This is a genomic window from Rhodanobacter thiooxydans, from assembly GCF_021545845.1.
Taxonomy (GTDB): Bacteria; Pseudomonadota; Gammaproteobacteria; order Xanthomonadales; family Rhodanobacteraceae; genus Rhodanobacter.
Genome location: NZ_CP088923.1, coordinates 2,131,174 through 2,150,100, shown reverse-complemented (window position 1 = coordinate 2,150,100; position 18,927 = coordinate 2,131,174). Strand labels below are relative to the sequence as shown.

Below are 18,927 nucleotides of genomic sequence, written 5' to 3'. Positions count from 1 at the left end.
CCGACGATGGCCTGCGGGCCGACCGCAGGAATGACAGCCAGCGAGTATAGAAACGATCCATCAGGCTTGTTCTCTGTCTTTTGCCTATATCGCAGGTAATATCGCTGCCAAATCGGCAATCCATGGTGGGCATATGGTAGCGAAGCGGCAGGAATTCGACAAAATCGACCGGAAGATCCTCCGCGTGCTGCAGGACGAAGGGCGCATCTCGTTCACCGAACTGGGCGAGCGGGTCGGCCTGTCCACCACGCCGTGCACCGAGCGTGTGCGCCGGCTGGAACGCGACGGCGTGATCACCGGCTACCACGCGCGGCTCGACCCGCACCTGGTCGGCGCCGGCCTGCTGGTGTTCGTGGAGATCAGCCTGGCCTACAAGTCGGGCGACATCTTCGAGGAGTTCCGCAACGCCGCGCTGCGCCTGCCCAACGTGCTGGAATGCCACCTCGTCTCGGGCGCGTTCGACTACCTGATCAAGGCGCGCATCTCGGGCATGGCCTCGTACCGCAAGCTGCTCGGCAACACCTTGCTGACCTTGCCGAACGTGCGCGACTCGAAAAGCTACATCGTGATGGAAGAGATCAAGGAAACGCTGAGTCTGCCGGTGGGTGAGCGCGTCGGGCGCAACGAAGGTGACTCCGGAGGATGAATCGTGCCGATGGCGGAAACGAAGAGGCCCCGCGTGGCGGGGCCTCTCGCGTGGTGTCGTGGAGCGGTGGCGATCAGGCGAACGGATCGTCCAGGCTGATGGTGTCGTCGCGGTCGGCACCGGTGGCGACCAGAGCCAGTTTGCAGCCGGAGAGTTCCTCGACCGCACGCAGGTAGGCGCGCGCGGCGGGCGGCAACTGGTTCCAGTCGCGGATGCCCGCGGTGGATTCCTGCCAGCCGGGGAATTCCAGATAGACCGGCTTGCACTCGTCCCAGCCGTCCGCGTCGAGCGGCGCCAGTTCGCGGCGCTTGCCGCGGTATTCGTAGGCGATGCAGACCTTGACCGTGGCCAGGCCGTCGAGCACGTCGAGCTTGGTGACGGCCAGGCCGTTGATGCCGTTGATCTGGGTGGCGCGCTTGAGCGCCACCAGGTCGATCCAGCCGCAGCGGCGCGGGCGACCGGTGCTGGCGCCGAACTCGTTGCCCTTCTCGCGCAGCAGTTCGCCCATGTCGTCGTTGAGCTCGGTGGGAAACGGGCCGCTGCCGACGCGAGTGGCGTAGGCCTTGCAGATGCCCAGCACGTAGTCGATGTCGCCCACGCCCACACCGGTGCCAGCCAGAGCGCCGCCGATGGTGGTGTTGGACGAGGTGACGTAGGGATAGGTGCCATGGTCGATGTCGAGCAGCGCACCCTGCGCGCCTTCGTACAGGATGTTGCCGCCGTCGCGACGCACGTCGTGCAGGATGGTGGCGACGTCGTCGACCAGCGGGCGGATGTACTCGCCCCAGGCCAGCGCGTCCTTCAGCACGGCGTCGTAATCGACCGGCTCGGCCTTCAGCCACTGGGTGAGGATGAAGTTGTGGTATTCGACGGCGGTCTTCAGCAGCGCCGGCAGCTCGTGCGGGTACATCAGGTCGGCCACGCGCACGCTGCGACGGGCGACTTTGTCCTCGTAGGCCGGGCCGATGCCGCGGCCGGTGGTGCCGATGGCCTTGCCGCCGGCGGCGATCTCGCGCGCTTTGTCCACCGCGATGTGATACGGCATGATCAGCGGCGTGGCCGGGCTGATCTTCACCCGCGAACGCACCTCGACGCCGTTCGCTTCAAGCTCCGCGATTTCGGTCATCAGCGCGGCCGGCGACAGCACCACGCCGTTGCCGATCAGGCACAGCGCGTCTTCGCGCAGGATGCCCGAGGGAATCAGGTGCAGCACGGTCTTCTTGCCCTTGATCACCAGCGTGTGGCCGGCATTGTGGCCGCCCTGGAAGCGCGCCACCGCACTGACCCGCTCGGTCAGCAGGTCGACGATCTTGCCCTTGCCCTCGTCGCCCCACTGCGCACCCAGAATGACTACTGACTTGCCCATAATCTTCTCGCTCAGGTTGGTGGCCCCGTCGACGGGAGCACACGTAATCAATGGAAAAACTGCAACAGCACCAGGCCGGCCGCCATCGCGCCGGCGCCGAACAGCCGCAAGGTGTGTGGCGGCAGCTTCAGCGCCTCGCGCACCATCGCCTGCCAGCCTTGCGGCGCCGCGAACAGCAACAAGCCCTCGATCACCAGCATCAGGCACAACGCGGCAGCCAGCTGGTGCATCGGGGTCGACTCAGCGTTTCTGCACGGGCTGTTCGAAGTAGCGCAGGAACTCGTCGTCGGGCTTCAGGATCAACACGCCCTTGCCGTCCTCGAACGAGGTACGGTATGCGGCGAGGCTGCGGTAGAACGTGAAGAACTCCGGATCCTGGGTGTACGCCTGCGCGTAGATGGCGGCCGCTTCCGCGTCACCCTCGCCCTTCACCTTGGCCGCGTCGCGCTGGGCATCGGCGCGCAGCACCTGGCCCTGGCGGTCGGCGTCGGCCTGGATCTTCTCGGCCGCTTCCTGGCCGGTGAAGCGCAGTTCGTTGGCCAGTTGCAGGCGCTCGGCGCGCATGCGCTTGTACACCGACTCGCTGACCTCGTTCGGCAGGTCGATGCGCTTGATGCGCACGTCGACCACGGCGATGCCGAGGTTCTTGCGCGCCGAGGCGTCGGTCTGCGCGCGCACGCGTTCGGTGATGTCCTTGCGCCCGCCGGAGATCAGGTCGGGCAAGGTGCGCGCGTTGAACTCGAAGCGCAGCGCGTCCTTCACGATCGGGGTCAGCCGCTGCGCCGCCTGCAGCTGGTCGCCGCCGGTGGCACGGTAGTAGGCGGCGTTGTCGGCCACCCGCCACTTCACGTAGAAATCGACGTTCACGCTCTTCTTCTCGGAGGTGAAGTAGCGCTCCGGCGGCGCGTCCAGCGACAGGATGCGCTTGTCGAAATGCATCACCTGCTGCATCACCGGCAGCTTGAAGTGCAGCCCCGGCTGGTAGTCGGTGCGCACGATGCGGCCGAACTGCAGCAGCAGTGCGCTGTGGCCCTCGCCGACCACGAACATGCTGTTCAGGCCAAGCAGGACCACCAGGAAGGCGATGATGGCTGAACTGACCTTCATCATGGCTGCGTCCCCTTGCCGGCCGCGCTGCCGGTCGGCGGCGATACCACGGTGCCGGTCGTGCCCGCGTCGAGCTGCGTTGCCGCCGGCGAGCCCTGCGACGCCGGCAGGTTGATGATGTTGCGGCCGCTGGAGCCGTCGATCACCTTGGGGTTCTTCGCCATTACCTGTTCCATCGTTTCCAGCCACAGCCGCTTGCGGGTCACTTCCGGCGCGGTCTTGTACTGCTTCAGCAACAGTTCGAAACGGGCGGCGTCACCGGTAGCCCGGGCCACGCGCTCGGCCTTGTAGCCGGCGGCCTCGGCGGCGATGCGCGCGGCGTCGCCGCGCGCCACCGGCACCACCTTGCTGGAATAGGCCAGGGCGGCGTTCTCGATACTCTGCTTGTCCTCGCGGGCGTTGTTGACGTCGTCGAAGGCGTCCTTCACCTCGTTCGGCGGCGCCACGTTCTGGAAGCTGACCTCGGTGACGCGCAGTCCGGAATCGTAGGTGTCCAGCGTCTTCTGAAGGGTTTCCTGCGCCTGGGTGACCAGGCTGGCGCCGGCGGCGGACAGGATCTGGTCCATGTCGCTGCTGCCGATCACTGAGCGCACCGCGGCTTCGGCGGCGGCGCCGATGGTGCCATCCGGGTCGTTCAGCGAGAACAGGTACTTGCGCGAATCGTCCACCTGGTACTGCACGGTGAAGTCGATCGTGATGATGTTCTCGTCCTTGGTCAGCATCGCCACCTTGTCGGTGACCGAGCGGATCCGCGTGGCCTCGACCTTGGTGACGGACTCGATCGGCTGCGGCAGCTTCAGGTGGAAGCCCGGCGGCAGCGTCCGCGAGTACTCGCCGAAGCGCAGCACCACACCAGCCTGACGCGCGCCGATGATGGTGTAGCTGCTGAACAGCAGGCCGACGACGAGCAGCACCACCACGCCGGTGAGCAGGCTGCCAGGGCCCTGCCCCAGCTTGCCTAGACGCTTCCTGGCGTTGTTGAGCAGATCGTCCAGCGGCGACTTGCCGCCCTGGCGATTCCTGTTCCACGGATCACGTTGCCCGTTGTTGCCGGGTTCATTCCATGCCACGAGTCAGTCTCCTAGGGGCCGTCGGGAGGCCGGCAACCACGGCCGGAACACGCGTTGCACCGGGTTGTACACGAGATTCAGCCAAGGCTGCAGGGACGTTGCGCCAACCACCTTCCGGCGCCGCGCAAACAGCGGGGATTCTAGCAGAGCGCGGCTCGCGCCGGGGCGTCATTCCGCCACGGCCAGTAGTTGGCGCAGCAGGCGGGTTTCGGTGGGGTCGCCACCGCTGAGCGGGGCGATCACACTGCGCGGCGCGTCGATGCGCAACTGCCAGCCGTGCTCGTCCACCGTCTCGCCGGTGATCGCGCCGGCCGCCTTCAGCCGCGCATGCAGGCGTCCGGCCGACAACGGCAACTGCAACGCCGACTGCACCCGCTCGCCGCCGAGCAGTTCGCCCAGCGCCTGGCGCAACAGGTCCAGCCCGGCGCCGGTGGCAGCGGACAGCCAGACCCGCACCGGTTTGCCCGAGCCGTCGCGCTCGATGCGCGGCTCGGCGCCGGCCAGGTCGATCTTGTTCATCACGTGCAATTGCGGCACGTCGCCGGCGTCGATCTCCTCCAGCACGTTGTCGACCACGCGATGCAGGCGCTCGCGCTCATCGTCGGCGGCGTCGCTGACGTGCAGCAGCAAATCGGCATCGCGCGCTTCGGCCAGGGTGGCGCGGAACGCGGCGACCAGGTCGTGCGGCAGCTCGCGGATGAAACCGACGGTATCGGCCAGCACGGCCGGGCCGCAGCTGAGGTCCTCCAGCTTGCGCACGGTGGGATCCAGCGTGGCGAACAGCTGGTCGGCGGCGTAGACGTCGCCGGTGGTCAACGCGTTGAACAGGGTCGACTTGCCGGCGTTGGTGTAGCCGACCAGGGCGACGCGCGGCACCGTGTTGCGCAGCCGCGCACGGCGTTGCTGGCCGCGCTGGGTCTGTACCTTCTCCAGCCGCTTGGTGAGCATCTTGACCCGCTCGCCGAGCAGGCGGCGGTCGGTTTCCAGCTGGGTCTCGCCGGGACCGCGGTTGCCGATGGCGCCGCCGCGCTGGGTGTCCAGATGGGTCCAGCCGCGTACCAGCCGGGTGGCCAGGTGCTTCAGCTGGGCCAGTTCCACTTCCAGCTTGCCTTCGTGCGAGCGGGCTCGCTGGGCGAAGATGTCCAGGATCAGGCCGGCGCGGTCGACCACACGGATACCCAGGTGTTTCTCCAGGTTGCGTTCCTGCACCGGAGTCAGCACGTGGTCGACCAGCACCAGGTCCGCCTCCAGCGCACGCGCCGCCTCGGCCACCTCGTCCGCCTTGCCGGTACCGATGTAGTAGCGCGGGTTGGGATCCTCGACGCGGGCGCTGATCAAGCCCAGTACCTCGGCACCGGCGGATTTCACCAGCTCGGTGAACTCCGCCACGCGCCGCGCCGTATCACCTTCGCCACGGGTATGCGGCAGCACCAGCACGGCGCGGTCGCCTTTCTTTTGTCGGTCAAACACGAGTGGGCGTGATCCTTCAGGAGCAGACCCACTTCATGCGGGCGGCCCGCCCCTCTATCAAGCGTCCGCGTCGGCGGACGTGGCCGACGCGTCGGACTGATGGTCGTGGCCTTCATGGCCTTCATGGCCCTCGTGGCCATTGCCGATGCGTACGTTGCGGCTCGGTACCACGGTGGAGATGGCGTGCTTGTACACCATCTGACTCACCTGGTTGCGCAGCAACACCACGAACTGATCGAACGATTCGACCGTACCCTGCAGCTTGATGCCATTGACCAGGTAGATGGCCACCGGCACGCGCTCGCGCCGCAACGCATTCAAAAACGGATCCTGCAACGACTGCCCTTTGGACATTTCTTGTTCTCCCCTTGCCACGGACAGACCGGAGAAAAAACGCCGATGGCGCCCCGGTCCAACATGACCGGATGTTAGCTGCTTTCAAATACTTGATGAAAGAAGATTTTTGCGCAGCGCAAGTGCACTGGGTCACGCTGGCGACGCTGACCCGCCCGCGCCGCCCAGAAACAGCTGTACGGCCGCCGCGGCGCAGGCGGCCAAGCCGGGCTGATCGGGGTCGAACAGGCGGGTGCCATAGTCGCTGCGCAGCCAGGTGATCTGCCGCTTGGCCAGCTGGCGGGTGGCGAAGATGGCGCGGTCGCGGAACCCGACCGCGTCGGTCTGGCCGTCCAGGCGCTCCCACGCCTGCCGGTAGCCGACCGCACGGATCGCCGGCAGGTCGGCATGCAGGTCGCCGCGGGCGCGCAGCGCGCGCACCTCGTCCAGGAACCCTTCCGCCAGCATCGCGTCGAAACGCCGGGCGATGCGCTCGTGCAGCACGCGCCGGTCAGCCGGCAGCAGCGCCAGCTTCAGCACACGCCACGGGAAGCGTGTCGCCGCACCGCTGCGCTGCAGTTCGGACAGCGGCCTGCCGGTCAGTTCGATCACCTCCAGCGCGCGCTGCAGGCGCTGCACGTCGTTGCAGCCGATGCGGTTGGCGGAGACCGGATCGAGGGTTGCCAGCCGCATATGCATGGCCGGCCAGCCGAGTTGCCGCGCCTCGGCGGCCAGTCGCGCGCGGGTCGCTGGATCGGCTTCCGGCAAGTCGGACAGCCCCTGCTGCAGCGCACGGAAGTACAGCCCGGTACCGCCGACCAGCAGCGGCACCCTGCCCCGCGCGCTGATCCGCTGCATCGCCGCCAGCGCATCGGCGCGGAAATCCGCCGCCGAATACGGCTGGGCAGGATCGCGGATGTCGACCAGCGCATGCGGATGGCGCGCCAACGTCGCCGTATCGGGCTTGGCCGTGCCGATGTCCATGCCGCGGTAGACCAGCGCCGAATCGACGCTGACCAGCTCCAGCGGAAACCGCTCGCCCAGCTCGCACGCCAGCGCGGTCTTGCCGGAGGCGGTGGGGCCCATCAGGAAAATGGCGAGGGGGCGGGTGTCGAGCGGCATCAAGGCCAGTGTAAACGGTGCGACAACCGCCCGTAGCGCACCCCCGGATCGAGTCCGGGGCAGGCTCTGTGTGCGATGCTCTGATGTCGGGCAGAGCCAAGAGCATCGCGCACAGAGCCTGCCCCGGACTCGATCCGGGGGTGCGCTCCTACGCCGTCAGGTGCGGCTTATCTCCCCGGCACGCCCATTTCCTTCAGCAGGTTGTCGGCGTGGTCGAGGTGGTGCATCACCCACAGCATGTAGCGCACGTCGACCTGGATCGAGCGGTTGAGCTGCGGGTTGAACAGCCAGTCGCCGCTGACCGATTCCCAGTTGCCGTCGAAGGCGAGGCCGACCAGCTGGCCGTTCGCGTCCATCGCTGGCGAGCCGGAGTTGCCGCCGGTGATGTCCAGGTCGGCAAGGAAGTTGACCGGCAGCGTGCCCAGCTTCGGCGAGGCGTAGCCGTCGAACGCCTTGGCCTTGATCGCGGCCAGCTCGGCCTTCGGCGAGTTGAACGGCTCCACCCCGGTGTCCTTCTCGACGATGCCCTGCGCGGTGGTGAACGGCGCGTAGCTGACGCCGTCGCGCGGCGCCACACCCTGCACGTTGCCGAAGGTGACGCGCAGCGAGCTGTTCGCATCGGGGTAGACCGGCAGCTTCTGCGAATCCTTCCACGCGATCATCGCCTGCATGTAGCGCGGGCGCAGCTTGGAAAGCTCGCCGTCGCGAGCGTCGCCTTCGTCTTCCAGCTTCTTCAGCTGCGGTTGCACCGCACGGGCCAGCTTGAGCATGCTGTCGCCACTGGCGTCGATCGCCTTGCTGTCGGCTTCGAACCACTTCATGCGCTCATCGACGCTGCCGAGCTTGCTGCCGGCATACACCGCGGCAACCTTCGCCTTGAGTTCGGCCTCGCTCTTCGCACCACCCAGCCACGCGTCCAGTGCAGGCAGACGCTGCCCCTGCGGCAGCGCCACGTAGCGCTTGAGGCCATAGGCCATGAACTGCTGGTCCACGCCGGCGTCGTAGCGGCGGTCCAGCTGCTTCAGGCCGCCTTCGATGCGCACCCAGTCACGCTGCTGGTAGCCGGCGTCACGATCGAGGTCGGCCTTGGGCCGCTCTTTCACCAGGTGGGTCAATCGCACCGCGGTGCTGAACAGCTGGGCGCGGTTGACCAGGCCGATGGCCAGGTTGCGCTCGCGATTGCCCTGGTCGGTGGCGATCTGCTGGCGCAGCTTGCCGATGTCGGCCGCCAACTCGGCATTCTCCGCGCCGCCCTGCTGTTTCAACCACGCTTCGAGTGCCGCTTCCTGCGCACGCTTCACGTTCACCGCATCGGCACGATGCAGGCCTTCGAGCTGGCCGCCGAAGTTCTTCAGGTAATTGTTGAGGCCGGCGACCATGCTGGCGTACTTCACCGCCACCTTCGGGTCGGCCTTGCCGGCGCTGTTGATGATGTTGAGTGTGTCCTCATACACCTTGATCTGGGTTGGGTACGTCCAATCGATCGAGCTCTGCACCTCGTCGGCAAGGCGGTAGCGGTTGGTGCGGCCCGGGTAGCCGACCACCATCACATAGTCGCCCTGTTCCACGCCCTGCGGGTTCACCTTGAGCACGTGCTTCGGCTGGTACGGCACGTTGTCCTTCGAGTAGGTGGCCGACTTGCCGTCCTTCGAGACGTAGGCGCGCAGATAGCCGAAGTCGCCGGTGTGGCGCGGCCACATCCAGTTGTCGACGTCGCCGCCGAACTTGCCGATCGACTCCGGCGGTGCGTAAACCAGGCGCACGTCCTTGATTTCCAGCTGGCGGATCAGCTGATAGTTGTAACCACCATGGAAGGTGTAGACATCGCAACGGTAGCCGTCGCTCTCGCAGGCCTTGACCTGCTGCTTGATCGCCTGCTCGATCGCCTTGTAGCGCTCGGCGCCGCTCATCGCATCAGTGAGCTTGGCGGTGATCTCCTTGGTGACGTCGCGGATTTCCTCGGTGACGAAGACGCGTGCGGACGGACCGGCGGAAAGTTCGTCCGCCTTCGTCTTAGCCAGGAAGCCTTTCTCGATCAGGTTGTTCTCCGGCGTGGAGTTCAGCTGCAGCGCGCCGTACACGCAGTGGTGGTTGCTCACCACCAGGCCCTCGGGCGAGACGAACGAGGCGGTGCAGCCGCCCAGGCTGACGATCGCACCCATCGGGTAGACGGTGAGGTCGGTCAGCGTCTTCGGGTCCAGCTTCAGGCCGTGCTGCTTGAGCGTGGCGGCGATGGATGGCAACTGGGCGGGCTGCCACATGCCTTCGACGGCATGGGCGGACGAGATCAGGCCGATGGACACGGCTGCGGCAAGCAATAGACGACGCAAGGAAAATCTCCTGGTGAAAGCCGGCCCCGGAAGACCAGAAAAATGACGTAATAACTTTCGACTTATGCCCGAGCCGGGTGGTCGCGGCATCTGCCGCAAGTCATGCCTGCGACATTCAGCGCGCAGGCACGCCCAGCTCCTGCAGCAGCCACGGTGCCGGGTAGACCTTGTCCATCAGCCAGCGCATGTAGCGCAGGTCGACGTGGATGGCGCGCTTGTAGCGCGGGTCGAACATCCAGCTGGCGCTGACCGCCTCCCAGTTGCTGTCGAAGTTGAGGCCGACCAGCTCGCCTTTGGCGTTCAGCACCGGCGAGCCGGAATTGCCGCCAGTGGTGTCGAGGTTGCTGAGGAAGTTCACCGGCATCGTGCCGGACTTCGGGTCGAGGTAGCCGGCGTAGTCGCCCTTGGCGATCGCCTTGAGCAGCGGCGTGGGCGCGTCGAACGGCGCCTCGCCAGTGTTCTTCTCGACGATGCCCGCGGTGCTGGTCAGCGGCGCGTAGGCGACTGCGTCGCGCGCCGCGAGTGGGGTGACCTTGCCGTAGCTCACGCGCAGGGTGGAGTTCGCGTCCGGGTACACCGCCCGCCCCTGCTGCTCGCGGTAGGCGATCAGCGCCTGCATGTAGGCCGGGCGCAGGCGCAGCAGCTCGCCCTCGCGCGCCTTGCGTTCGTCATCCAGGCACAGCAGCGCCGGTTGCAGCTTCGCGGCGAGCGCCAGCAGCGCGTCGTCGCTCCTGGCCAGTTCGGTCGGCGTGGCCTCGAGCCAGTGCAGGCGCTGCGCTTCGTCGCCCAGTCTGGTGACGGCGTAGACGCGATCCAGCGCGGTCGCCAGTTCGGCCGGCGTGCGGCCGAAGGCGGTATCGAACTCGGCCAGACGCTGCGCCTCGGGGAGCTGCTGGTAGCGGCCCAGCAGCACGGCAAGCAGGCGCTTCTCCACTACCGGGTCGTAGCGGCGCTGCACCTGGCGCAGACCGCCGGCGATCAGTTCCTCGTCGCGCTGCTGGTAGCCGTTTTCCCGCTCGGCGTCGGGCTTGCCGCGCTCGTGCGCCAGACGCTGCAGACGCAGCGCCGAACGCAGCAGCTGGGTCTGCGACTGCGCGAGGCCGAGCAGCAGGTCGCGTTCGCGGCCCGCGTTGCCGGCGGCGATTTCGGCCATCGCGGCGTCGATCTGCGGGCGCAGCGTACGGGCATCGGCCTGCTTGCCCAGCCATGCCAGCATCGCCGCCTCGTCCCGCTGGCGCACCGCCACCGCATTGCTGCGCTTCAGGCCGTCCAGCTCGCCGCTGAAACGCTTGATGCCGTTCTTCAGCGACTGCAGCTGCGAGGCGTAGCGAATCTTCGCCTGCGCATCCGCCTTGCCGGCCTCCTCGATCACGTCCTGCAGTGCCTTCATCGCCGCCACCGAGGCCGGCAGGCGCCATTGCACCTGGTCGGCGAACTCGGCGGCGCTGCGGTGGCGGTAGGTGATGCCGGGATAGCCGGCGAGCATCACGTAGTCGCCTTCGCTCACGCCGTCACGAGCGATCTGCAGGTGCGCCGGCGGTGTGTACGGCCGGTTGTCTTTCGAATAATCCGCCGGCTTGCCGTCGGGACCGACGTAGGCACGCAGCACGGTGAAGTCGCCGCTGTGGCGCGGCCACATGAAGTTGTCCACCTCGTCGCCGTAGTTGCCGATCGCGCGCGGCGGCGCGTAGACCAGCCGCACGTCGCGCAGCTCCAGTTGCTTCACCAGGTAGAAGTCGCGGCCGTAGAACATGTTCGCCACGCTGCAGCGCATGCCGTCCTCGCGCTCGCACGCGGCGACCAGCGCCTTGCTCGCCGCGTCCACCGCGTCGTAGTAGGCGCGGCCAGTCTTGCCGCGGGCGTTGGCCAGCACCTGCTCGGTGACCTGGTCGAAGCCGACCGTGACGCGCAGGCGGAAATCCGGGTTGGCCGGCAGCTCCTCGCCGCGACTGGCCGCCACGTAGCCCTGCTCGATCAGGTTGCGCTGCGCGTTGCTGTTGTACTGGATCACCCCGAACGCGACGTGGTGATTGGTCAGCACCAGGCCCTCGTCGCTGACGAAGGCACCAGTCGCGCCACCGACCTTGACCACCGCATTGAGCGGCGCCCTGGTGAGATCGGCGAGGTCGGCGGGATTGCCCTGGAAGCCCGCCGCGTGCAGCGGTCCGCCGATGCCCGGCAGCTGCGATGGCATCCACATGCCTTCGTCGGCCTGTGCAGTCGGTGCCAGCATCACGGCCATGACCAAACCCATCTTCCTCAAACGCATTCATGTATCCCCAAGCATTTCGCAACAACTTGCGAACATAGGACGGAACGCCCGTGGGGGTAACGCTGCATTGCACACTGCCGTCCATGGCGATCGGCAGCGGGAAGCTCAGCGGCAGGACTGCCCTGCCGGCGGCGGCAAGGCGAGAAATACCGTGCTCCACAGCTGCGCGGCGTTGGATTCGTCCTCGTCCGTACTTCCCGCACCGAACGGCTCGATGCGGTAATGGCCATCGGCGTATGACCAGGACCACAACTCCGAGGTACGCACCGCGCCAGCCGCGCAGATTGCCCGCCACAGCTCGGACTGTGCCGCCTCCAGGTGCTGACGGGTCGGGGCGGACAGGTCGGCGCGGGCCAGCTGGCGCTGCAGGCCGGCAGCCATGATGGCCTGCTGCCAGGCCCAGACCACGGTGCCGTGGTACGCGTTGTTGCCGAAGCGCCGCCACACCTCGCGATCGGCGTAGGCGGGATCGGCGACCAGCATGCCCACGTCAGTCATCAGGCCCGCCGGGAACGGCCGCATCAGGCTGGCGACGTTGCGATCCAGCACGGCGGCGTCAGGCTTGCCGAACAACAACCGGAAACCCTCGTCCGAATGCAGCACCGGAATCGGCTTGCCCTGCGCATCCAGCGCGATGGCGGGGAATTCCAGGCTAGCGTCGCCTATGGCCTTCAATGCGGAGGCATCGGACACACCGATCTGCCTGGCGTAATCGCGCACCTGCCGGGTAGCGCGCTCGTTGGACAGACGCACGGTGAACAGGGCGCTGGCGTGCTGTTCCCAGTCGCCGGCGCTGGCGGCGGCCGCGCGCAAGCGCTCGCGTTGCGCCGGCGTGGTGTAGTCGTCCAGCAGGCCGGCATCGAGGAACTCGCCGATCGCGCGCAGCGCGGCCGGCATCCAGACCGCGTTGACGTCGTAGGGATAGCGGCCGCGGCCGATGCCCTCGTTGCTGTCGCGCCACTGACCCACCTTGGCGCCGGGCTTGAGCGCGATCAGGTTCGCGTACACCGGCTTGCGCGCGAAGGCTTCGCTGCTGGCGGTGACGAACAACAAGTTGCGCACCAGCGCATCGCCCTGCCGCCCGGCCCCGAGCTTGCCGGCCAGGAAGGCGCGGGCGCCGTCGCGCCCGCGCGGATCCTCCAGCAGCCATGCGGCCGCGACCGGCGGCAACATGAAGTTGCCGTCGATCATCGTGTAGTCGTAGATCGGCGCCGCCGACGGCTTGCCCTGCTCCTTGAGATGCTGCAGTACCGCGAACTCGCCGATGCCCTCCTCGTGCGCGACCTGGCCATCCGGCGAAAGACGCGCCAGCACCGAGGCGATCCCGGCGTCGACCGCCACCGGTTGCAGCACCGGCATCAGCAGGCGCAGCGACATCAGCGTGTCGCGGCCGAAATAGGTATCGAAACGCCAGGAGCCGGCGAGGAATTTCTCGCGGTAGCTGAGGAACCGCAGTGCCTCGCGGCTGCGTAGATCGGCTTGCGCACGGTCGTTGAGCAGGTCAGTGAACGGGGTCAGCGGGGGCTCGCCGGTGCTGGCTTCGATGCGCAGGTGCAACGCCTCGCCCGCGCGATCCGGGCGCAGCACGATGTGCCCGTCCTCGCGGGCGAAGCGGCCGTTGTCCGTGCTCAGCGCGATGGCGTAGCCCGGCGCACCGTCCAGCCGCTGGCGCTGCCAGCGGATCGAGCGCCCGGTGAGCTGCGGCGTGGCGACGATCTGCGGCGTGGCCGCTACCTGCGCGGCGTAGCCCTGGCCGAGCTGGTAGTCGCGCAACACGCGGATGCTGCCGAGCACGGCATCCTTCAGCACCAGCCGGTCGGCCGTGACACTGGCATCGGCGGCGATGCCGTTCCAGGCGTGCCCCTCCACGGTGCGCTGCTGGCCCGTTACCCGCCCCAGCGACCAGTGCACCGGTTTGCTGGTCGGCTCGAACCAGACGCCTGCACCGCTGTTGCCGGCCGGAAACGCCACCAGCACGCGCGGCTTCTCGCCGGAGCTGAGCAGCAGATGGGCCGCGACGGGGCCATCCTGGAAAAATGCGTTCTCGATGTTCCCTTCTGTGATGCGGAACTGCAGCGGGCTCCCGGTCCCCTGATCCGGTGCCGCCCACGCCGCCGGCATGGCTGCCAGACACGCCACCAGTGCCAGCGACGAAACGACGGAGCGCCACCGCTGCTTCGGCACCGCCGCCCCGACCAAACTCCCCATCGTGCTCAAACGCATTCGCCTGCTCCGTTCAGTGACACACAGTCTTGCGACAGTAAAAGCACGGGTTCGGGACCACAACGCTGCACTGCACGAAGCCGGCCTCCCGCGCGCCTCCTATAATGCCTGGTTACCTACTCTCCCCACGGAAATTCCCATGCCTCAGATGATGAAAGCCTTGGTCAAGCGCAAGCCCGAGCAGGGCATCTGGATGGAAGAAGTGCCGCTGCCCGAGGTCGGCCCCAACGAGGTGCTGATCAAGATCGAGAAGACCGCGATCTGCGGCACCGACCTGCACATCTACAAGTGGGACGAGTGGAGCCAGCGCACCATCAAGCCGGGCCTGACCATCGGCCACGAGTTCGTCGGCCGGATCGTGGAGGTCGGCCCGGGCGTGACCGGCTACAAGGTCGGCGACCGCGTCTCGGCCGAAGGCCACATCGTCTGCGGCCACTGCCGCAACTGCCGCGCCGGCCGCCAGCACCTGTGCCCGAACACGATCGGCATCGGCGTGAACCGCAACGGTGCGTTCGCCGAGTACATGACCATGCCGGCCTCGAACCTGTGGCCGATCCCGGACCAGATCCCGTCCGAGCTGGCCGCGTTCTTCGACCCCTACGGCAACGCCGCGCACTGCGCGCTGGAGTTCGACCTGATCGGCGAGGACGTGCTGATCACCGGCGCCGGCCCGATCGGCATCATCGCCGCCGGCATCGCCAAGCACGTGGGCGCGCGCAACGTGGTGGTCACCGACGTCAACGACTACCGCCTGAAGCTGGCGGCGGACATGGGCGCCACCCGCGTGGTCAACGTGGCCAACCAGTCGCTGAAGGACGTGATGAAGGACCTGCACATGGAAGGCTTCGACGTGGGCCTGGAGATGAGCGGCAACCCGCGCGCGTTCAACGACATGCTCGACTGCATGTACCACGGCGGCAGGATCGCCCTGCTCGGCATCCAGCCCAAGGGCGCCGGCATCGACTGGGACAAGGTGATCTTCAAGGGCCTCACCCTGCAGGGCATCTACGGCCGGCGCATGTACGAGACCTGGTACAAGATGACCCAGATGGTGCTGACCGGCTTCCCGCTGCAGAAAGTGCTGACCCACCAGATCCGCATCGACGACTTCCAGAAGGGCTTCGACCTGATGGACGCCGGCAGCTGCGGCAAGGTGGTCTGCTCCTGGAGCTGAACGAGCGCGGACGACGGTCGCCGTCTGTCATCGCCGGTTTCACCGCATCTGCGTAAACTTCCTGCGGCCGGTCGCTGCCGGCTGCAGGAAGTGCCCGGCGGGTGCCGCCGGTCCATGACGCCACCGGAAAGTCCGCATGAACGCCCTTCGCTCCATGGCAGGTGCCCGCCTGGCGGCGGCCCGCGACAAGGCCCGGCAGCTGTACCGCTCGCACCGCGCGCGCAAGGCCACACTGATCGCCGCCATCGTGCTGGTGGTGTTCGGCCTGCTCGGCTTCTTCGCCGCCCCGCCGATCATCCGCGGCCAGATCGAGAAGCGCGCCAGCGCGGCCCTGTCGCGGTCGGTGACGGTGGCTGCGGTGCATTTCAACCCGTATACCCTGCGCCTGCAGCTGGATCGCCTGCACATCGCCGACCGCGACGGCCGCTCGCCGTTCGTGGACATCGACCAGGCGGTGATCAACGCCTCGTGGACTTCGCTGTTCCGCCAGGCGCCGGTGCTGGACGAACTGCGCCTGCAGCAACCCCGGATCCGCATCGTGCGCACGGCGGACGGGCGCTTCAATTTCACCGACCTGCTGGAGCGCTACGCCGCGAAGCCTGCCGCCCCCAAGACGCCGCCGGCGCGCTTCGCGCTGTCCAACATCGCCGTGCATGCCGGCGACATCCAGTTCGACGACCAGCTGGCCAAGGCCAACCACCACGTCGAGCAGCTGGAACTGGGCATCCCCTTCATCGCCAACCTGCCCAGCGACACCGACGTGTTCGTGCAGCCGCTGCTGTCGCTGCGGGTGGATGGCAGCCCGCTGCGCATCGACGGCCACACCAAACCCTTCGCGGACACCCGCGAGGCCGTGGTGCACTTCCAGCTCGACCAGCTGGATCTGCCGCGCTACCTGGCCTACGTTCCCGTGCCGCTGCCGGTGGCCGTGCCCAAGGGGCGGCTCAGCGGGAATCTCGACCTGCACTTCGTGCAGACCAAACCCACGCCGCAATTGCAACTGACCGGTCACCTGCAACTGGATGACTTCGCGCTCGCCAGCAACCATGGCGAGCCGATCCTCGAACTCGGCCACGGCAGCGCCGAGCTGGCCGACGTGCAGCCGCTGCTCTCGCGCTATCGGCTGGCCGCGCTGCAGCTGGACCAGGCCCGGCTGCACTACACCCAGGGTGCCGGTGGCCACAGCAACTTCGATAGCCTCACCGCCAGCCCGGCACCGCCCGCCTCCACCGCCAAGGCAACGCCGACCGACCTGCGCATCGCCTCGCTGGCACTCACGAACAGCGCCATCCGCTATACCGACGCCACGCAGCACGAGCTGGCCATCGACAACCTGCACGGCAGCCTGCAAGGCCTGAGCCTGCAACCGGCACCAGCCGGCCGGATCGACCTGGCCGCCCGGCTCGGCGGCGGCGAGCTGTCGGCCAAGGGCACGCTGGACCTGGCCGCCGGCCGACTGGCGGCCCAGCTCGGCCTCAACCAGGTGGACGTGGCCCCGCTGCAGGCGATGGCCCCGCCGATGGCCGCGCGGGTAACCAGGGGCAAACTCGACGCCGACGGCCAGCTGCAGCTCGACTGGGGCAAGGCCGTCAACGTACATCTCGCCGACGCACACGCCGCGGTGAGCGACTTCGCGCTCGAAGCGCCTTCGAAAGAACACGGTACCCCGCTGACCTGGGGCAAGCTGCAGGCGGAGATCCGCCTGCTCGACCTGGCCAATCGCCAGGCGCAGCTGGGCACGGTCACCGCCAGCGGCCTCAGCCTGGATGTGCAGCGCCAGCACAACGGCGCGATCAGCCTGCTGGAACTGCTCGCACCGCCGGGTGCCCCGCGGAAGGCCGCGGCGGATCCGGGTCCACCCTGGCACTGGAGCATCGCCCACCTGGGCCTGGACGGCGGCGCGGTCGACTTCACCGACCAGGCCGTCGGCTCCAAGCCCGCCACCGTGCAGCTGAAATCACTCAAGGGCAGCCTCGACGATCTGGACGACAAGCTGGGCGTCGCGCGGCCGTTCAAGCTGGAAGGCGCCATCGACGGCGGCAGCTTCACCGCCTCCGGCAAGCTGCGGCCCTCGCCGCTGGGCGCCGACCTGCAACTGTCCACCAGGCAACTGGACATCGCCCGCTTCGAGCCGTACATCAGCGTGCCGCTGAACGTCACCGTGTCGGGCGCCCGACTCACCAGCAACGGCAAGCTGTACTACGACGGCCGCGGCAGCACGCCGAAGCTGCATTACCGCGGCAACGCCGCACTCGAGCGCGTGCGCGTGCAGGACAAGCTCACCGGCGACGACTTCCTGCGCTGGCGCACGCTGAGCGCATCCAACCTCGACGCCGACATCGGCCAGGGCGCGCCGCGCGTGCGCATCGGTGCCCTGGCGCTGACCTCGTTCTATGCCCGCATGATCATCAATGCGGACGGCAAGCTGAACCTGTCCGACGTGGTCGCCTCGCCCGAGGCCGCGCCGGTATCGGTAACCCGCGCGACCGGCACGCCGGCCACGCCGCCCCCGCCACCACCGAAGCCAGCGACGCCCGCACCGGCGGCAACTACCAGCGCGGCGGTCGCGGCAGCCACGACACCGGCCGCGCCCCCGGCCGACATCCACATCGGCGGCATCACCCTGGTCAACGGCCAGCTCAACTACACCGACAACTTCATCAAGCCCAACTACACCGCCAACCTCACCAAGCTCACCGGCCGGATCGGCGCGTTCGGCACCACCCCGGGCGATCCGCCGGCCGCGCTGTCGGTGCAGGCGGCGCTGGACGACGACTCGCCGGTGGACATCGACGGCAGCATCAACCCGCTGCAGCCGGTGGCGTTCCTGGACATCAAGGGCAAGGCCAACGAGGTGGAGCTCACCCGGCTTGCCGCCTACTCCACCAAATACACCGGCTACCCGATCACCGCCGGCAAGCTCAGCGTGGATGTCCACTACATGCTGGACCAGCGCAAGCTCGATGCGGACAACCACATCTTCATCACCCAGCTCAGCTTCGGCGAGCGCAACGAGAGCCCCGGCATCAGGCACCTGCCGGTGAAGCTGGCGGTGGCGCTGCTCAAGGACACCCAGGGCAACATCGACGTGAACGTGCCGGTGTCCGGTTCGCTGGACGATCCGCAGTTCAGCCTGGGCGGAATGATCTGGCGCGCCTTCGGCAACCTGATCGCCAAGGCTGTCACCGCGCCGTTCCGCCTGCTGGCCGGCGCCTTCGGCGGCAGCCACGAGGATCTGGGCTACGTCGAGTTCGCGGCGGGTTCGGCGGTGCTCGACGCGAAGGCGCAGGAGCGCCTGGGCAAGATCGTGGCCATGTTGCAGCAGAAGCCGTCGCTGAAGCTCGGCATCATCGGCCGGGTCGACCCGGGCAAGGACCAGGATGGCTTGCGCAAGGTCACGGTGGACAACCTGGTACGCCGCGAGAAGGCGCTGGATACCGAAGGCAAGAACGCCGACACCTCGGATGCCGCGCTGGCCGCGGTCAACGTCACCCCGGACGAATACGAGAAGTACCTCAAGCGCGCCTATCGCCACGACGAACTGCAGGACAAGCCGCGCAACTTTCTCGGCCTGAAGAAGTCGCTCGAACCCGACGAGATGCGCAGCCTGATGGAAACCGGCGTGCCAGTGGACGCCAAGGCCATGCGCGCGCTGGCCGAGCGCCGCGCCGCCGCGGTGCAGGCGTGGCTGAAGGGCAAGCTGGACGACGCGCGCGTGTCGCTGCAGGAACCGAAGCTCGATGCCCAGGGCGTCGACGACCAGGGCAAGACCACGCGCGTGGATTTCGGCCTGAAGCAGTAGCGCTCGCAGGCT

At 67.7% G+C, this 18,927-nt stretch carries 13 protein-coding genes; 3 read left to right on the top strand and 10 right to left on the bottom strand.

What is annotated here, in order from left to right:
• Positions 1 to 133 precede the first annotated feature (133 nt).
• Positions 134 to 646, top strand: a complete 513-nt coding sequence (locus LRK53_RS09555; RefSeq protein ID WP_027492671.1) for a winged helix-turn-helix transcriptional regulator — start codon at positions 134 to 136, stop codon at positions 644 to 646.
• Positions 647 to 719: 73 nt separating this feature from the next.
• On the opposite strand, the gene LRK53_RS09550 is transcribed toward LRK53_RS09555, so the two are convergent.
• From LRK53_RS09550 to LRK53_RS09505, 10 genes are all read right to left on the bottom strand, one after another.
• On the bottom strand, positions 720 to 2,012 hold the full coding sequence (locus LRK53_RS09550) for an adenylosuccinate synthase (RefSeq protein ID WP_027492672.1): 1,293 nt from the start codon (positions 2,010 to 2,012) through the stop codon (positions 720 to 722).
• A gap of 47 nt (positions 2,013 to 2,059) precedes the next feature.
• A complete protein-coding gene (locus LRK53_RS09545) occupies positions 2,060 to 2,242 on the bottom strand; it encodes a DUF2065 domain-containing protein (protein WP_027492673.1) in 183 nt (60 codons plus the stop codon).
• A gap of 10 nt (positions 2,243 to 2,252) precedes the next feature.
• A complete protein-coding gene (gene hflC / locus LRK53_RS09540; protein ID WP_037089651.1) occupies positions 2,253 to 3,119 on the bottom strand; it encodes a protease modulator HflC in 867 nt (288 codons plus the stop codon).
• Positions 3,119 to 4,189, bottom strand: coding sequence for an FtsH protease activity modulator HflK (hflK, locus tag LRK53_RS09535; protein ID WP_027492675.1), 1,071 nt, complete (start codon positions 4,187 to 4,189; stop codon positions 3,119 to 3,121). Before hflK ends, hflC begins: the two co-directional genes overlap by 1 nt.
• Positions 4,190 to 4,357: 168 nt before the next feature.
• Positions 4,358 to 5,659: a ribosome rescue GTPase HflX gene (gene hflX / locus LRK53_RS09530; RefSeq protein WP_027492676.1), complete on the bottom strand. Its 1,302-nt coding sequence runs from the start codon at positions 5,657 to 5,659 to the stop codon at positions 4,358 to 4,360.
• Between the two features lie 57 nt (positions 5,660 to 5,716).
• Positions 5,717 to 6,013, bottom strand: a complete 297-nt coding sequence (gene hfq / locus LRK53_RS09525) for an RNA chaperone Hfq (RefSeq protein WP_027492677.1) — start codon at positions 6,011 to 6,013, stop codon at positions 5,717 to 5,719.
• A 132-nt stretch (positions 6,014 to 6,145) separates the two neighbouring features.
• Positions 6,146 to 7,114, bottom strand: coding sequence for a tRNA (adenosine(37)-N6)-dimethylallyltransferase MiaA (gene miaA / locus LRK53_RS09520; protein ID WP_027492678.1), 969 nt, complete (start codon positions 7,112 to 7,114; stop codon positions 6,146 to 6,148).
• Positions 7,115 to 7,281: 167 nt separating this feature from the next.
• Positions 7,282 to 9,444: a S46 family peptidase gene (locus tag LRK53_RS09515; RefSeq protein WP_235642021.1), complete on the bottom strand. Its 2,163-nt coding sequence runs from the start codon at positions 9,442 to 9,444 to the stop codon at positions 7,282 to 7,284.
• Between the two features lie 115 nt (positions 9,445 to 9,559).
• Complete coding sequence (locus LRK53_RS09510; protein ID WP_235642020.1) at positions 9,560 to 11,713, bottom strand: S46 family peptidase; 2,154 nt, start codon at positions 11,711 to 11,713, stop codon at positions 9,560 to 9,562.
• Between the two features lie 108 nt (positions 11,714 to 11,821).
• Positions 11,822 to 13,939, bottom strand: coding sequence for a hypothetical protein (locus LRK53_RS09505; RefSeq protein ID WP_235642019.1), 2,118 nt, complete (start codon positions 13,937 to 13,939; stop codon positions 11,822 to 11,824).
• Between the two features lie 139 nt (positions 13,940 to 14,078).
• Between LRK53_RS09505 and tdh the strand changes: the two genes are divergently transcribed.
• A complete protein-coding gene (tdh, locus tag LRK53_RS09500; protein WP_027492680.1) occupies positions 14,079 to 15,113 on the top strand; it encodes an L-threonine 3-dehydrogenase in 1,035 nt (344 codons plus the stop codon).
• Between the two features lie 136 nt (positions 15,114 to 15,249).
• Positions 15,250 to 18,915 carry a DUF748 domain-containing protein gene (locus tag LRK53_RS09495; RefSeq protein ID WP_235642018.1) on the top strand — a complete coding sequence of 1,222 codons (3,666 nt, stop codon included), beginning with the start codon at positions 15,250 to 15,252 and terminating at the stop codon, positions 18,913 to 18,915.
• The last annotated feature ends 12 nt before the right edge of the window (positions 18,916 to 18,927 follow it).

Coding starts and splice junctions, on each gene's coding strand:
- LRK53_RS09555 (WP_027492671.1), top strand. CDS start 134: ATGGTAGCGAAGCGGCAGGAATTCGACAAAATCGACCGGAAGATCCTC.
- LRK53_RS09550 (WP_027492672.1), bottom strand. CDS start 2,012: ATGGGCAAGTCAGTAGTCATTCTGGGTGCGCAGTGGGGCGACGAGGGC.
- LRK53_RS09545 (WP_027492673.1), bottom strand. CDS start 2,242: ATGCACCAGCTGGCTGCCGCGTTGTGCCTGATGCTGGTGATCGAGGGC.
- hflC (WP_037089651.1), bottom strand. CDS start 3,119: ATGAAGGTCAGTTCAGCCATCATCGCCTTCCTGGTGGTCCTGCTTGGC.
- hfq (WP_027492677.1), bottom strand. CDS start 6,013: ATGTCCAAAGGGCAGTCGTTGCAGGATCCGTTTTTGAATGCGTTGCGG.
- miaA (WP_027492678.1), bottom strand. CDS start 7,114: ATGCCGCTCGACACCCGCCCCCTCGCCATTTTCCTGATGGGCCCCACC.
- LRK53_RS09510 (WP_235642020.1), bottom strand. CDS start 11,713: ATGCGTTTGAGGAAGATGGGTTTGGTCATGGCCGTGATGCTGGCACCG.
- LRK53_RS09505 (WP_235642019.1), bottom strand. CDS start 13,939: ATGCGTTTGAGCACGATGGGGAGTTTGGTCGGGGCGGCGGTGCCGAAG.
- tdh (WP_027492680.1), top strand. CDS start 14,079: ATGCCTCAGATGATGAAAGCCTTGGTCAAGCGCAAGCCCGAGCAGGGC.
- LRK53_RS09495 (WP_235642018.1), top strand. CDS start 15,250: ATGAACGCCCTTCGCTCCATGGCAGGTGCCCGCCTGGCGGCGGCCCGC.